14 protein-coding genes are annotated in these 14,255 nt (G+C 33.4%); 6 read left to right on the forward strand and 8 right to left on the reverse strand.

What is annotated here, in order from left to right; translation table 11 throughout:
- Positions 1–82 precede the first annotated feature (82 nt).
- The 5 genes from ASC72_RS00005 to ASC72_RS00025 form a co-directional block, all read right to left on the reverse strand.
- Positions 83–919 carry an IS3 family transposase gene (locus ASC72_RS00005; RefSeq protein ID WP_371258421.1) on the reverse strand — a complete coding sequence of 279 codons (837 nt, stop codon included), beginning with the start codon at positions 917–919 and terminating at the stop codon, positions 83–85.
- Positions 916–1,443 (reverse strand): transposase, encoded by a 528-nt coding sequence (locus tag ASC72_RS00010; protein WP_056184851.1) that lies wholly within the window; start codon positions 1,441–1,443, stop codon positions 916–918. Before ASC72_RS00010 ends, ASC72_RS00005 begins: the two co-directional genes overlap by 4 nt.
- A gap of 188 nt (positions 1,444–1,631) precedes the next feature.
- Entirely contained in the window at positions 1,632–2,084 is a 453-nt protein-coding gene (locus ASC72_RS00015) for a hypothetical protein (RefSeq protein WP_056184853.1), read from the reverse strand.
- Positions 2,085–2,266: 182 nt separating this feature from the next.
- Complete coding sequence (locus ASC72_RS00020) at positions 2,267–2,902, reverse strand: hypothetical protein (protein WP_056186792.1); 636 nt, start codon at positions 2,900–2,902, stop codon at positions 2,267–2,269.
- Between the two features lie 233 nt (positions 2,903–3,135).
- Complete coding sequence (locus ASC72_RS00025; protein WP_056184856.1) at positions 3,136–3,330, reverse strand: hypothetical protein; 195 nt, start codon at positions 3,328–3,330, stop codon at positions 3,136–3,138.
- Positions 3,331–3,645: 315 nt separating this feature from the next.
- Between ASC72_RS00025 and ASC72_RS00030 the strand changes: the two genes are divergently transcribed.
- Complete coding sequence (locus tag ASC72_RS00030) at positions 3,646–5,094, forward strand: FAD-dependent monooxygenase (RefSeq protein WP_056184859.1); 1,449 nt, start codon at positions 3,646–3,648, stop codon at positions 5,092–5,094.
- A gap of 7 nt (positions 5,095–5,101) precedes the next feature.
- Here ASC72_RS00030 and ASC72_RS00035 read toward each other — a convergent pair whose 3' ends face one another.
- A complete protein-coding gene (locus tag ASC72_RS00035; protein WP_056184861.1) occupies positions 5,102–5,527 on the reverse strand; it encodes a response regulator in 426 nt (141 codons plus the stop codon).
- 298 nt (positions 5,528–5,825) lie between these two features.
- Between ASC72_RS00035 and ASC72_RS24190 the strand changes: the two genes are divergently transcribed.
- The 4 genes from ASC72_RS24190 (at position 5,826) to ASC72_RS00055 (ending at position 11,780) form a co-directional block, all read left to right on the forward strand.
- Complete coding sequence (locus tag ASC72_RS24190) at positions 5,826–8,090, forward strand: PAS domain-containing sensor histidine kinase (RefSeq protein WP_082564205.1); 2,265 nt, start codon at positions 5,826–5,828, stop codon at positions 8,088–8,090.
- A gap of 10 nt (positions 8,091–8,100) precedes the next feature.
- Entirely contained in the window at positions 8,101–8,541 is a 441-nt protein-coding gene (locus ASC72_RS00045) for a response regulator (protein ID WP_056184864.1), read from the forward strand.
- 34 nt (positions 8,542–8,575) lie between these two features.
- Positions 8,576–9,907, forward strand: coding sequence for an ATP-binding protein (locus ASC72_RS00050; RefSeq protein WP_056184868.1), 1,332 nt, complete (start codon positions 8,576–8,578; stop codon positions 9,905–9,907).
- Between the two features lie 298 nt (positions 9,908–10,205).
- The gene (locus ASC72_RS00055; protein ID WP_056184871.1) at positions 10,206–11,780 is read left to right on the forward strand and encodes a Na+/H+ antiporter; all 1,575 of its coding nucleotides are present in this window, start codon (positions 10,206–10,208) and stop codon (positions 11,778–11,780) included.
- An 86-nt stretch (positions 11,781–11,866) separates the two neighbouring features.
- On the opposite strand, the gene ASC72_RS00060 is transcribed toward ASC72_RS00055, so the two are convergent.
- Positions 11,867–12,106, reverse strand: a complete 240-nt coding sequence (locus ASC72_RS00060; RefSeq protein WP_056184875.1) for a hypothetical protein — start codon at positions 12,104–12,106, stop codon at positions 11,867–11,869.
- Between the two features lie 124 nt (positions 12,107–12,230).
- Positions 12,231–12,872: an NAD(P)H-binding protein gene (locus ASC72_RS00065; RefSeq protein ID WP_056184878.1), complete on the reverse strand. Its 642-nt coding sequence runs from the start codon at positions 12,870–12,872 to the stop codon at positions 12,231–12,233.
- 367 nt (positions 12,873–13,239) lie between these two features.
- Here ASC72_RS00065 and ASC72_RS00070 point away from each other — a divergent pair, with 367 nt between their 5' ends.
- A complete protein-coding gene (locus ASC72_RS00070; protein ID WP_241775608.1) occupies positions 13,240–14,160 on the forward strand; it encodes an SDR family oxidoreductase in 921 nt (306 codons plus the stop codon).
- The last annotated feature ends 95 nt before the right edge of the window (positions 14,161–14,255 follow it).

Here is a 14,255-nt window from a genome sequence, read left to right on the forward strand (position 1 = left end):
CTTTGAATTTGTGTTCAGTTTATTTATTTTTTAGAAAAGCCTYCAMAATGAACTGCACCCAAAAGTTTAGACGAATTTATAATTAAATTTGATAATAATGAGCTCGATATTGTATCGGGCTCATTCCTTTTAGATTAAGTTTTATTCGATCATTATTGTAATAGTCTATATATTCGATAATTTCCTGTTTTAGTTGATTAGTCGAACTATATTTTTTAAGATAAAACAATTCAGTTTTTAATATTCCGAAGAAGTTTTCAATTATTGCATTGTCTAGGCAATTTCCTCTTCTGGACATACTTTGTTTAATTCCTTTTTGTTTTAGTAAATATTGGTATTGTTTCATCTGATACTGCCATCCCTGATCTGAGTGCAAGATTAAATTAACTTGAYCTGGTATTTTTTCAAAAGATTTATTAAGCATTGATACGATTTGATTAAAATTAGGTCTTTCAGATAATTCATAGCTTATAATTTCCCCATTAAACAAATCAATTATTGGAGAAAGATACAATTTACTTCCCGATACGTTAAACTCTGTAACATCTGTGGCCCATTTTTCATTTGGCATTGCTGCTTTAAAATTACGCTTTAATATATTAGGCGCTATTTTTCCTTGTTCTCCTTTATATGATTTATACTTTTTTAATCTAATAATACTTTTTAATCCTAAGAGTGTCATTAATCTGAGAACCGTTTTATGATTAATTAAAACACCTTTATTTCTTAGTTCTAAAGTAATACGTCTATAACCAAACCTGCCTTTATGAAGATGGTAAATCTGCTTGATCAGTTCTTTAATGTATTTGTACTTATCTTCTATATGATATTTTTTTTGGTAGTAATAGTAACTACTACGTGCCATATTCATATGACCCAGCATAGTGCCAAGATCATACTCATGCCTTAATTCTATTATGGCTTGCGTTTTATATTCTTCATTTCTGCGGCTTGAACTAAGGCATTGAACTTTTTTAAAAGAGCATTTTCACATTTTAATGATTCTATCTCTAATAAAAGTTCTTCTTCTCTAGTCAGGGGTTTGTCAGATTTCTTTTTGGCTCGCTTGATAGTCATAGATTTAGGTCTTCCTGTAGGTTTACACTCTAAGCCCGCTATTGCTCTGTCCTTATAATTCTTTTGCCATTGAATTATAATAGAATCGCTGGGAATATTAAACTCAACGCAGGCTTCTCTCAAAGATACAGACTTGTTTTCAATTCTTTGCAGCACTTTTAATTTAAAATCTGAAGGGTATTTTTGATTCTTTCTGGGCAAAAGACCTTCCTGGCCATAACGCTGATAAAATTTAATCCATTTTCTAAGGTTGGATCCATCGAAATTATTCTCTTTTGCAACCGAATAAATCGATTGGTGGTTCTTCAAAACCTCATTTACACAATGAAGTTTAAATTCAATACTGTATTTTACTTTTCTTTCCATAAAAATGCCCCCAAATTGTGTCTAACATTTTGGGGGCAGTTCATCATTTACACAATGAAGTTTAAATTCAATACTGTATTTTACTTTTCTTTCCATAAAAATGCCCCCAAATTGTGTCTAACATTTTGGGGGCAGTTCAAAATCAAATGACTTTGAAGGCTTTTTTGTTTTGTAATGCTATAGAGATATTACATTTCGTTCAAATCGTTGAACTCGTGTAATGATTTTAAAGTGCTTTCGTAAAATAAAATCGCAGCAATAAGATTTCCTTTATCAGAATAAGGCATCATTTTTCTCTGAAATTCTACTGTTGTATCCAAAAATGTTGTTGTACCAACTGCCTGGTTATCTAATATTTTTTTGTGCTCACCATCGTCCGGAATACCTAAGTCTGCCATTGTAACACCTGGTTTAGTAACCAAAGCGATATAAGGTAACGTTTTTACAAGAACTTTAATACGTTCAATGTATAATTCTAAAAGTTCTCCTTTTTGCATACCACTCAATTCTTTTTGATCATGGTATTTACGGATTAGAGCTGTCGTACTGATAATACTTCTTGGAGCATTTTTAGCTTGTGCTGAAATAGCGCCAGTTGCCAAGAAGAAAAGTGCACATAGTAAAGTAATTTTCATTTTCATAATCTTAATGTAGGTTGGTTGTTGACGAAAACAAAAATATATAAATTAACTTAAATTACAACTTTATTGTTTTCTTTTTTCAAAAAAAATAAACAATTGGTTTAATTGCGGTGCATCCGCCCTGCTATAGCTGCAATTTATATTGTATTTTACTAACTGTTTAAGGTATTTTCCAGGGCTTTTTACGACTTGATTATTCTAAAACGGCCTGGATATTTTATCCATATACTTTTTTTGTTGCCATAATAGTCCATAAATTCTTCACAAACAAAAACGGCATGAGCGGTAGACCAAGCAACAACTCCACAAAATTCACTCCCTGATTCTCGTTTTAATTTTTGTATTTCTTTGCCTTCTTTAAATCCTAAATATTTATAGATTGTTGGGGTATAGACTTCCCCTTCTTCCAAATCTTCTAATGCTTTATCAAAAGTTGACTTCTTATCAATAATTTGCTTGTATTTTGCCATCACTGCATAGGTCAATACTGCATAATCAGTTATTTGTTCGCTCTCACAATTGTCTTTAATAAATACAAAATCAGCAGAAAATTTAGCTTTATTTAACTCATTACCGCTCAAATTAAATGACGCATTATTTTTTAGTGTTATTCTAAACAGGCTGTCATTTATTTTTTCAGTTAAAAAAAGATTGTCCAGTCCATAAACATTTAAAGACGCTTTAATAAAAGCTATTGATGAGCAATTTGTACGTTCCCCTTGTTTAAAGCTTTCGAATATTTTATCTGCACTCAGTTGTGAATAAGAATTTGAACAAACAAACATTAAAAATAAAAATATTGAAGTAACAGGTTTCATTGCCATTAGATTTTATAATTGATTTCCGTAACTAATTTGGGAATATACAGATTTTACAAATCTATAAAAATCAATCCATACTTGTTTTTTTACTTTTTATTTTTTTTTAATATTGTAAATGGGAGTCATATTGAAGTCTTTAGAAAAAACAACAATTTAGCATAATTAATAACTTATCAAGCTTATAGATAAAAAAAGAAACGTCTCAAATTCTTTTTTGAGACGTTTCTTTTTTATTTTTTTTCTTCATTGTTTAACTTATCATCTAATTCAGGTGCTTCACCTTTAAATTTATGAGTGTCAACATCATAATTTTCATCGTTTGTTAAAACTTCATCATGTTCTTTATATTGATGTTTTGTCGTATCACTTTTATCAGCGCCAATTTTTTGATTATTTGGTTTCGGATTTTTATTATTTGTGTTCATAATATGTAAGTTTTAAAGTTTCAATAAAATTACTTTAAATACTTACTTTCATGCTTATATAATCATTTCTAAAAGTTATAAAATATCACTCTATATCAATTTACTACTTTAAAAGTTGTCGAAAATTTCAACATCCTTAAATCCCTGCAAAAGAACATGTGATTTAATGCAGCTTTTTTTGCTGAGAATGTATTGGGCGTTTTTCTACAAAATTCTAAAGGAGCCTTGTCCTGGCAATCTTTTATCTTAAATTTGCGTAATGATCTCAGCATAGAGCAACAGATTGTATAATCGAATAAAGAGAGAAAATAAAAAGTGGAGCATAAACAAACAAGCTGGGTTATTTGTCCCGAATGTAATGGACGCGGCAAAAAAAGTCAGAGGCTTAGCAAAAAAGTGAAGCTCCGCTACCAGACAGAACTCGATTTATTTGAAAAAACGAATGGCGAAGGAAAAATTCCGGTTCGTCCTAAAGCTCACTTATACTTATGCCTGAATTGTTCCGGATCAGGGTTAATTCCTTCTGCCAACCCTCCCGTTGCTGATAAAGAAAATTACCCACACGTTGCTATTATTGGTGGCGGTATCGGAGGAGTAGCTCTGGCTGTAGCTTGTTTGCACCGCAGAATTCCTTTTACTCTTTATGAACGTGATACTAACTTTGATGCCCGATCTCAGGGTTATGGACTTACGCTTCAGCAAGCCAGTAAAGCAATTGAAGGATTGGGTATTTTTTCTTTACAAGAAGGAGTTATATCAACAAGGCATATTGTCCATACTACCGAGGGGAAAGTGATTGGGGAATGGGGAATCAGAAAGTGGATAGAATCTGATGTAAAAACTTCTCCAAAACGTACAAATGTACATATAGCCCGACAATCTTTGCGTTTAGCACTATTGGAGCAACTGGGCGGATCTGATTTTGTACAATGGGGACATCAATTAATTGATTTTAAAGAATCTGATCAGGAAGAGATGGAATTAACTTTTCAGGTCGATGGCGAAATTAAAAGTGTCAGGGCAGATCTTATTGTAGGGGCCGATGGTATTCGCAGCTCTGTACGCAGATTACTAATTGGTGAAGATATTACCCCTTTGCGTTACTTAGACTGTATTGTGATTTTGGGTATTTGTCCATTAAGTGCTTTGGAAGGAGTTGATCGTTCCTTATTGGATTCAGCTACTGTATTTCAAACCGCTAACGGTAATGAGCGAATTTACATGATGCCTTATACCGCAGATTCGGTGATGTGGCAACTTAGCTTTCCAATGCCAGAAGAAGATGCCAAGGTACTTAGTGCACTAGGATCTCAGGCACTCAAGGAAGAAGCGTGTCGAAGAACGCAATGGCACGATCCTACTCCGCAAATTTTAGCGGCGACCCTGGAAGCGCAGATTTCCGGTTATCCTGTATATGATCGGGAATTACTAAAATCAGAATTGTTAGAAAAAAGTGGACAAGTAACTCTAATTGGAGATGCAGCTCACCCAATGAGTCCATTTAAAGGACAAGGCGCAAATCAGGCTCTGCTAGACGCGCTCTCACTTGCTCGAGGGATCTCAAAAGGATGCAAATCTCTATCTCATTGGAAAAAAGCCGGATTGAGAGAAAGTGTATTAAATGAGTTTGAGTCTGAAATGTTGAAACGCAGTGCTACGAAAGTAAAAGATTCAGCAGCGGCAGCACAGTTTTTACATTCCGAAATTGTACTTTATGAGGGTGATGAGCCTCGGGGACGGTTTTTAAAGAAAAAAGATATTTAGTTTTTATCTATCTTATATAATTGGGAGAAACGCATTTCTGCCAATATTCGACAATACTTTTTATCATATCTTTCATTTCTATAAAATCGTACGGCTTTATAAAAAATCCCTGTACAGATTTTGAATAGGCTTCCACAACATGCTTTTGCTCGGCACCTGTAGTGAAAAATAAGTAAGGAATGGACTTCATTCTCAAATCTTCATTTTCATGAATTTTTGAGCGTAACTCTATTCCATTTAATTTAGGCATATTTATATCAGAGAATATAATAAAGGGCTCAATAGCTGTTGAAGTTAGATAATTAAGTGCCAATTCTCCATCACCAAAAAAAATGATTTCATTCTTGTAATTAAGTTCCTCAAATACCAACCTCAGGATTTCCTGATCATCCTGATCATCTTCTATAATTATTATTGGTCCGCCTTTATTCATAAATTCTTTGCTATAGTACTGGCAGGCAAGATACTCTTTTAAATTAAACGGAATGCAAATTTTGCGATTCTTAGTAACCAAAACATTAAAATTGCTAAAAACAATAAACCTTACGTTCTTCTAATTATAATAATACTATAAAAAAGTAAGCATTTAACCAGTTAATTTAACTATATTCGTTCAAAACCATAATTCCTTAAATTTAAATTTTAAGGTTCCCGTTCTAATAATTACTAAAATATAGGTGCTTTTCCAGCAAATTACTGCCATTATTTTTCTAAATATAAATTCGTATTATATGAATCTCAAAGAAAAAAATGACAAAAAGGAAATAATCCTTTCTCAGGAACAAGCCGTTCACAATATCCAAAAAGAAAATCTTAATGCGGAATCTGGTGTAATAAATAATCCGACTACATTTCAAAATAGTGAAAAACAGACCGCAAAAATTCAGAACTTACAGGAGCAGCTAAAAGCAAAAGAGCAGCTGTTAAACAATCATATCAATGCTATTAATACCTCAAACGCATCAATAGAGTTCGATCTTGAAGGCAATATTCTGAGTGCCAATAAGAATTTTCTTGAAATTATGGGCTACAATGAAATTGATTTACTGGGAAAACATCATAGTATTTTTGTTAATCCCTCCTATTCAAAATCAAATGCCTATCAATTGTTTTGGAGCAGCTTAAAAAAAGGAATTTATCAAAAAGATGAATTCATACGGGTTGCTAAAAATGGAAAATCAATATGGCTTTTGGGTAGTTATAATCCCATTTTTGACACTAATGGTAAACCCTATAAAATCTTAAAAATCGCAACGGATATTACACTTGCAAAAACACAATTTTTGCAGTTGGCTGTCCAGGCACAAGAAAAGGAAAAAAGAGCATCTGAATTAATCATTGCCAATAAAGAACTTGCTTTTCAGAATAAAGAAAAGGAAAAACGTGCGGCTGAACTAGTTGTGGCCAATAAGGAATTAAAATTTCAGAACGAACAAAAAGAAAAACGGGCATCTGAATTAATCATAGCCAATAAAGAACTTGCCTTTCAGAATAAGGAAAAGGAAAAACGTGCCGCCGAATTAGTTATAGCCAATAAAGAACTGAAGTTCCAGAACGAACAAAAAGAAAAACGGGCCTCTGAATTAATTATAGCCAATAAAGAACTTGCTTTTCAGAATAAAGAAAAGGAAAAACGTGCCGCCGAATTAGTTATTGCAAATAAAGAACTGAAGTTCCAGAACGAACAAAAAGAAAAACGGGCATCTGAACTAATCATAGCCAATAAAGAACTTGCCTTTCAGAATAAGGAAAAGGAAAAACGTGCCGCTGAATTAGTTATTGCAAATAAAGAACTGAAGTTCCAGAACGAACAAAAAGAAAAACGGGCATCTGAACTAATCATAGCCAATAAAGAACTTGCTTTTCAAAATAAAGAAAAGGAAAAACGTGCCGCTGAATTAGTTATTGCAAATAAAGAACTGAAGTTCCAGAACGAACAAAAAGAAAAACGGGCATCTGAATTAATCATAGCCAATAAAGAACTTGCTTTTCAGAATAAAGAAAAGGAAAAACGTGCCGCTGAATTAGTTATAGCAAATAAAGAACTGAAGTTCCAGAACGAACAAAAAGAAAAACGGGCATCTGAATTAATCATAGCCAATAAAGAACTTGCTTTTCAGAGTAATGAAAAAGAAAAGCGTGCAGCTGAATTGATTATTGCAAATAAGAAATTAGCTGCTGAAAATATTCTAAAACAAAAAAGAAAAGTAGAGAAAGAGAAGCGAGCAGCGGAATTAATCGTTACCAATCGGGAACTTGCTTATCAGGAAAAACGAACCCAAGAACTGACCCTGGCAAACAATGAACTCAAGAAAGCTCAGGAAGAACTGGAGTCGTTTTCCTATTCTGTTTCGCATGATCTTCGTGCGCCAATACGTGCCATTAACGGCTATACACAAATTTTAATAGAGGATCATATTGATGCGATCGACGATGATGGGAAAAATGTTCTCCAAGCCATAATAAAAAACTCCAATAAAATGGGAGTACTAATAGATGACTTATTAGCTTTCAGTAAATTAGGCCGTAAACAAGTAGCTTCTGTAAATATAAATATGGCAACACTATTAAGTACTGTTATAAGCGATATGATAGTTGAAAAAGACGAAAACACCCCAATTTTTGAAATCGATGATCTTGCTCCTGCATATGGAGATCCATCACTTATTAAACAAGTATGGATAAATTTAATTTCAAATGCGATCAAATATTCAAAATATAAATCAGAAACCCGAATTAAGATAACGTCAGCTTCTAAAAATGATAAAATCATATATAGCATAAAAGATTGGGGAGCAGGTTTTGACATGGAGTATTATGATAAATTATTCGGCGTCTTTCAGCGCCTGCACTCGCAGGAGGAGTTTTCAGGAACAGGCATAGGTCTGGCAATAGTGCAAAAAATAATAAACCGACACTACGGAACAGTGTGGGCAGAATCAAAATTAGATGCAGGTGCAGTATTTTACTTTAGCCTGCCAGATACAAAACATTAAAAATAAAAAAATGAACTACGACGATATTGAAATTTTATTCTGCGAAGACAGTATGGAAGATGCTCTGTTAACTATCCGTGCCTTAACCAAAAGCGGTTTTACAAACAAACTTTTACACGTAAAAGATGGAGCTGAAGCCTTGGATTTTATGTACTGTAGAGGGATTTATTCAGAAAGAAATCCTAAATCACATCCAAAACTTCTTCTTCTGGATTTAAAAATGCCAAAGATGTCTGGAATTCAGGTGCTTGAAAAAGTTAAAAATGATACGAAACTTAAATCGATTCCGGTAGTTATACTGACTTCTTCGCAAGAGGATCCTGATATAGCGAAATGTTATAGTCTGGGTGCGAATAGTTATATAGTGAAACCTGTAGACAGTAATAATTTTTTCAATGCCATCAAAGAAATAGGAATGTACTGGATGATTCTTAGCCAGCCTGCTATATAATTTTTTAAAGAAATAGTTATTTAATCTAAAAACTATGATTCCATATCAAATTAAAAAAGATATAAAAGTGTTGTTATTAGAAGACAATACTGCTGATGCAGACTTAATAGTCAGGCATTTGACAAAATCCGGATTGTCTTTTAGCTACAAAATAGTTGAATCAAGAAAAATTTTTGAAGAAGCACTGGATACCTTTTTTCCGGATATTATTTTATCCGACTTTTCATTGCCTGCATTTGACGCTGCTTCTGCATTTAGAATAATTAAAGACAGGGAGCTGAATATCCCTTTTATAATAATTTCAGGCACAATTGGAGAAGAAAATGCTGTAATGCTTGTAAAAGAAGGTGTAACAGATTATGTCTCCAAAAATAATTTTTCTTCTTTACTGCAAAAGATAACCCGCGCATTAAAAGAAGCTGAAGAATTATTAGAGAAAGAAGATCTGCTCCAGAAACTAAAAATACAGACTGCAGCACTACTAATAGCCAATCAGGAATTGGAATTTCAAAATGCTGAAAAAGAAAAAAGGGCTATTGAATTGCTTAATGCAAATAAAGAACTGCTTGCATTCAATTTTATATCGAGCCATGATCTTCAGGAACCACTTCGAAAAATTCAGATTTTCATTTCAATTATGATGGACAAAGAAATGCAAACCATGACCGAAGACGGAAAAAACAATTTGAATCGTATACATGTCGCGGCAACAAGAATGAGACAGCTCATTGAAGATTTAATGGATTTCTCAAGAGCCAGTGCTATAGATCACCAATATGAAATGAGTGATTTACAGGATATTATTGAAGATGTAAAATCAGAACTTATTGATACTATTCATCAAAAAAAAGCTGTTTTTAAAATAAATGGATTGACACCTGTGAATATAATGACCTTTCAATTTAGGCAGCTTATTTACAATTTAATGAGCAACTCACTAAAGTTCTCTATACCTGAAGTTCCACTCCAAATTACGATACAATCTGTCATTCTTAAAAATGAAGAGTTCAGAGCACTAAATCTGCCAAACAGTCCACAAATTTGTGATTACTGGAACCTTAGTTTTCAGGATAACGGAATTGGTTTCGAAAAGCAGTACAATCAAAATATCTTCGTTATCTTTCAAAGACTGCACCACACTGAGGAGTATTCCGGAACAGGAATTGGTTTAGCCATCGTAAAGAAAATTGTAGAGAACCACAACGGAATTATTACTGCTGATGGCAATTTAAATAAGGGCGTTACCTTTAACATCTACATCCCCATTGCTGAAAACTTTAAGAAAATCCCGAAAGATTTGAAACGTAAAGAACGCTTTTCTAAAGTAGTGAGTAATGATTTACAAAATACATATGAGATGCATTAGTTTCCTTTGATAATTTCCTTTTGAATATGATTTATTATTGTTATAGTTCTTTTTATTCAATTGATAACCAGAATATATTTTGATTTTTTCTTTTAATTTACCTGCTAAATTTGTGTATGTCCATATTCAACTAAAATTAATTAAATTAGCTAAAGATTTTTTTTCTGATCACATAGGATTCATCAAAATAACATTTGAATTTGATCTAACATCTGAAATGATATAATTAAATATTTCAAAAAAAAACTGACTATAGTAGCTGAATACAACATTAAATTTCCTCTTATAAATTAAAAGAATGCTTGACGACTTTCCATTTTATCTCGGTATATTACTAGTTATTTTATTGCTGATCATGATCGCAAACAAAATAAAAGTAGCTTATCCTATTTTATTGGTATTAGCGGGACTAGCCATTAGTTTTATTCCTGGTGTACCTGTAATAAATATCGAGCCCGAACTCATATTTTTTATTTTCCTTCCCCCTCTATTATATGAAGCAGCCTGGACCGTTTCCTGGAAAGAAATGTGGCGTTGGCGAAGAATTATTACAAGTTTTGCTTTTGTTGTCGTTTTTCTGTCGGCACTTTCAGTAGCACTTGTTGCCAATTATTTTATTCCCGGCTTTTCATTAGCACTAGGTTTTGTATTGGGTGGAATTATATCTCCGCCAGATGCAGTCAGTGCGGGTGCTATTTTAAAATTTGTCAAAGTACCAAAAGCAATTTCGTCTATATTAGAAGGAGAAAGTTTATTGAATGATGCATCTTCCTTAATCATTTTCAGATTTGCTATGGTTGCCGTCGCAACAGAACAATTTATATTTTACAAGGCCGCTACCAGTTTTAGCTGGATGATTATTGGCGGAGTAACTATAGGATTACTAATTGGATGGCTTTTTATGAAAGCCCATAAATATTTGCCTACTGACGCCAATGCAGATATTGTTCTTAGTCTGCTTACACCATATATTATTTATCTCGCTGCCGAAGAAGTTCACTGTTCAGGGGTTCTGGCTGTAGTAAGCGCAGGTTTGCTTTTATCAAATAACAGGCATCGTTTTCTCAATAGCAAATCTCGTTTGCGTGGTGTAAATGTTTGGGAAAGCTTCTGTTTTATATTAAATGGATTCGTTTTTATGCTTATAGGATTAGATTTACCGCAAATTACGAAAGGCCTTGAAGACGTAAGTCTTCCCTCAGCCATTGGGTATGGAGTACTTATTACAATCGTATTGATAGTAAGCCGAATGCTTTCTTCGTATGGTGCTGTAGTAGTAACATTGATTGCCCGTAATTTCATTACTGTAGCGGACACGAGAAACCCTGGTATAAAAACACCTTTTATACTTGGCTGGACTGGAATGCGTGGTGTTGTTTCTTTGGCAGCAGCACTTTCAATACCTGTTTATTTGAATAACGGAAATGGTTTTCCGCAACGAAACCTTATTTTGTTCATCACGTTTATTGTTATTCTTCTCACTTTGGTAATTCAGGGATTAACGTTACCTTACTTTATCAGAAAAATTAACCTTACTGATATTTATGATCCAATACCACGTGAAGAAGCCTACAATACATTGCGAAAAGAATTAGCAGAACACGCTATAAATTATCTAAAAACACATTACAGTGGTGAGATTGAAAACAATACACCTTTGCAGCATCTCATTCAGAAATGGGAACTTCACAGTAATGGAGTAGATGACGAATCTATTGGAGAAGAACTTAAAGTTATTTATCTTGATCTGTTAAACGAACAAAGGCAATGGCTGATCAATAAAAATAAGGAAGATCGAACTTTAGACGAATCTATAATCAGAAGGCAAATGCATTATCTGGATATTGAAGAAGAAAAGCTACGCTTTCTTTAAAACTATAAATCAAGCATTCAAAAAAGCTGTTTCATTTTATAAAATGAAACATTAATAGGTGATCGTTATTGAAACAAATGAAAAATCTAAACTTTCTTTAATAAATAAAACAATATTTCTTCTTCAAGTTCTTTTGATAAATTTTCTGATTTTAATTTTTGATTAAAACTTTTTTCAAACTTTTTCTTGAGCTTTTCTGTTTTTATTTTACTATGACAATAATCGTCGCACATCATTTTGAATTTAACATCAATGAGATACAGAATTTTAATGGATTCCATAAACTCAGCAAATTTCGCATTATAAAGCTCTTCAGGGATCGACATATCTTATTGATTTTAAGTAGATAACACCATCTAAGTTACAACTATAAGAAAGAAGTATTTCCCTAAAGAGGTTTCAATCTATAACTTGAAACAACTATACTAAATTTGGAACATTTAAAAAAAATTAGCCAAAAGAGAATATTTCATCGAGTGAAATTATATGATTGCCTTTTGGTAATACTTTCGGTGCCTTTGCTAATTTTTCTGCTAATAAAGCTGTTGGTAATGGTTTAAACTTCCTAAATAAACCAATTGAATTAAACATATTTAGGAGAGATCCCATGATTTTTTCAACAAATCGATCTGTGTCTTGTCTTAAAAGCAGTCCGGGTTTAAAAATGATATATTGTTCGAAATCAAGCGCCGCAATCTTATCTTCAAGTTTTCCTTTTATTTGGGAATAAAAAACCTTGCTTTCCGTAGAAGCTCCGTAAGCAGATAACAAGACAAAAGACGGAACTTCATTTTCTTTTGCTAATCTTGCAAATGTTTCAGGAATATCAAAGTCTATTTTTGTTTGATTCTCTTTTGAGCCGGCAGCTTTAAGTGTTGTTCCCAAACAAGAGAAAAAAACATCACCCACTACCAAATCTTTATAAGAATCAATAGTAGAAAAATCGATAATATGTTCTATTAGTTTGGGATGTTGTTTCCCGATCGCTCTTCTAACAAAAACCGTAATGGATGTATAGGCTGCATCTGCCAAAAGTTCATCAACCAGAAATTTTCCTGTTGAACCTGTTGCGCCAATAACTACTGCTTTCATAATATAAGTTTAAAAATTAAAATCAACTGTGTAAAGCTTCATGAGATTTCATTTTTGAAACCCCTTTAATAAAAGTAAATAAAATAGATGAGAGTATTTGAATTGTTTTTGAAGTATTACAAATTGCAATACAAAACGCTATTTAGTCCTGTACCTAAGTTATATTTCTGTAATAATATATAATAATTCTATAAAAACTTCCTGCTTCCATTTTTTATATTTGATTGATTATCAATACAATTAAGAGTTTTAAAAAATCAAAAAACTTCAAATCAATTTTATTATGGAGACTAAAAATGCAATATCCCGTCGAACAGCAATTACAGGTATGGGAGCAGTACTTGCAACTGCATCAATTAATCCGATAATGGCGAATGCTTTAAATACAAATGAATTTTATATTTCCAATGGATCAGAAGATCCAACAACAAAATATCCAAGACCGCCATTTAAGGAACAATCACAACCTTGGCCTGGTTTAGTTAGTAAAATGGATCCAAGACCAGATCATGGTGAAAAAAGTTATAAAGGTGCAGGACGCCTTAAAGGTCGCAAGGCATTAATAACGGGAGGGGATTCCGGAATGGGCAGGGCTGCAGCAATCGCCTATGCAAGAGAAGGAGCTGATGTGGCCATCAATTATTTTCCTAATGAAGAAGAAGATGCAAAAGAAGTAATCCAGCTAATAAAAGCCGAAGGACGCAAAGCCGTTGCGATTCCGGGAGATTTACGTAATGAGGCATTTTGTAAATCACTTGTTGAGCAAGCTGCGAAAGAGCTTGGTGGTCTGGATATCGTAGTTAATAATGCGGCACGCCAACAAACACACGCCTCAATTCTGGACATTTCAACAGAAGACTTCGATGCGACAATGAAAACCAATATTTATGCTCCTTTCTGGATCATTAAGGCCGCACTTCCTCATCTAAAAGCCGGTGCCTCAATAATCGGAACCAGTTCTGTACAAGCTTACGCTCCAACAGAAGATTTATATGATTATGCGCAAACAAAAGCCGCTACTACAAATTATATTAAATCATTAGCAAGACAACTTGCACCAAAAGGTATCAGAGTTAATGGCGTTGCTCCGGGACCAATTTGGACTCCATTGCAAGTAAGTGGAGGTGCTACAATGGAAAAACTTAAAGAGTTTGGAGGACAAACTCCAATGGGCAGACCTGGACAGCCCGCTGAACTTGCTTCTATTTATGTGCAACTCGCCGCAAATGATGCTAGCTATGCCACAGGCCAGATATACGGTTCTAGTGGCGGCGAAGGAAATCCTTAAATAAAAATTAGGATTAAGAATATAGAAGTTCATCCAGCAAAAAAGCCTGTTTCATGACAAAACAGGCTTTTTTGTTGACTTAATTTTTCTACTAT

Origin of the sequence: Flavobacterium sp. Root420 (assembly GCF_001427905.1) — a bacterium.
GTDB lineage: Bacteria > Bacteroidota > Bacteroidia > Flavobacteriales > Flavobacteriaceae > Flavobacterium.

What these genes read in the sequence shown, in the direction of transcription:
- ASC72_RS00010 (WP_056184851.1), bottom strand. Translation starts at nt 1,443, where the DNA reads ATGGAAAGAAAAGTAAAATACAGTATTGAATTTAAACTTCATTGTGTA.
- ASC72_RS00015 (WP_056184853.1), bottom strand. Translation starts at nt 2,084, where the DNA reads ATGAAAATGAAAATTACTTTACTATGTGCACTTTTCTTCTTGGCAACT.
- ASC72_RS00020 (WP_056186792.1), bottom strand. Translation starts at nt 2,902, where the DNA reads ATGAAACCTGTTACTTCAATATTTTTATTTTTAATGTTTGTTTGTTCA.
- ASC72_RS00025 (WP_056184856.1), bottom strand. Translation starts at nt 3,330, where the DNA reads ATGAACACAAATAATAAAAATCCGAAACCAAATAATCAAAAAATTGGC.
- ASC72_RS00035 (WP_056184861.1), bottom strand. Translation starts at nt 5,527, where the DNA reads ATGAATAAAGGCGGACCAATAATAATTATAGAAGATGATCAGGATGAT.
- ASC72_RS24190 (WP_082564205.1), top strand. Translation starts at nt 5,826, where the DNA reads ATGAATCTCAAAGAAAAAAATGACAAAAAGGAAATAATCCTTTCTCAG.
- ASC72_RS00045 (WP_056184864.1), top strand. Translation starts at nt 8,101, where the DNA reads ATGAACTACGACGATATTGAAATTTTATTCTGCGAAGACAGTATGGAA.
- ASC72_RS00050 (WP_056184868.1), top strand. Translation starts at nt 8,576, where the DNA reads ATGATTCCATATCAAATTAAAAAAGATATAAAAGTGTTGTTATTAGAA.
- ASC72_RS00055 (WP_056184871.1), top strand. Translation starts at nt 10,206, where the DNA reads ATGCTTGACGACTTTCCATTTTATCTCGGTATATTACTAGTTATTTTA.
- ASC72_RS00060 (WP_056184875.1), bottom strand. Translation starts at nt 12,106, where the DNA reads ATGTCGATCCCTGAAGAGCTTTATAATGCGAAATTTGCTGAGTTTATG.
- ASC72_RS00065 (WP_056184878.1), bottom strand. Translation starts at nt 12,872, where the DNA reads ATGAAAGCAGTAGTTATTGGCGCAACAGGTTCAACAGGAAAATTTCTG.
- ASC72_RS00070 (WP_241775608.1), top strand. Translation starts at nt 13,240, where the DNA reads ATGGCGAATGCTTTAAATACAAATGAATTTTATATTTCCAATGGATCA.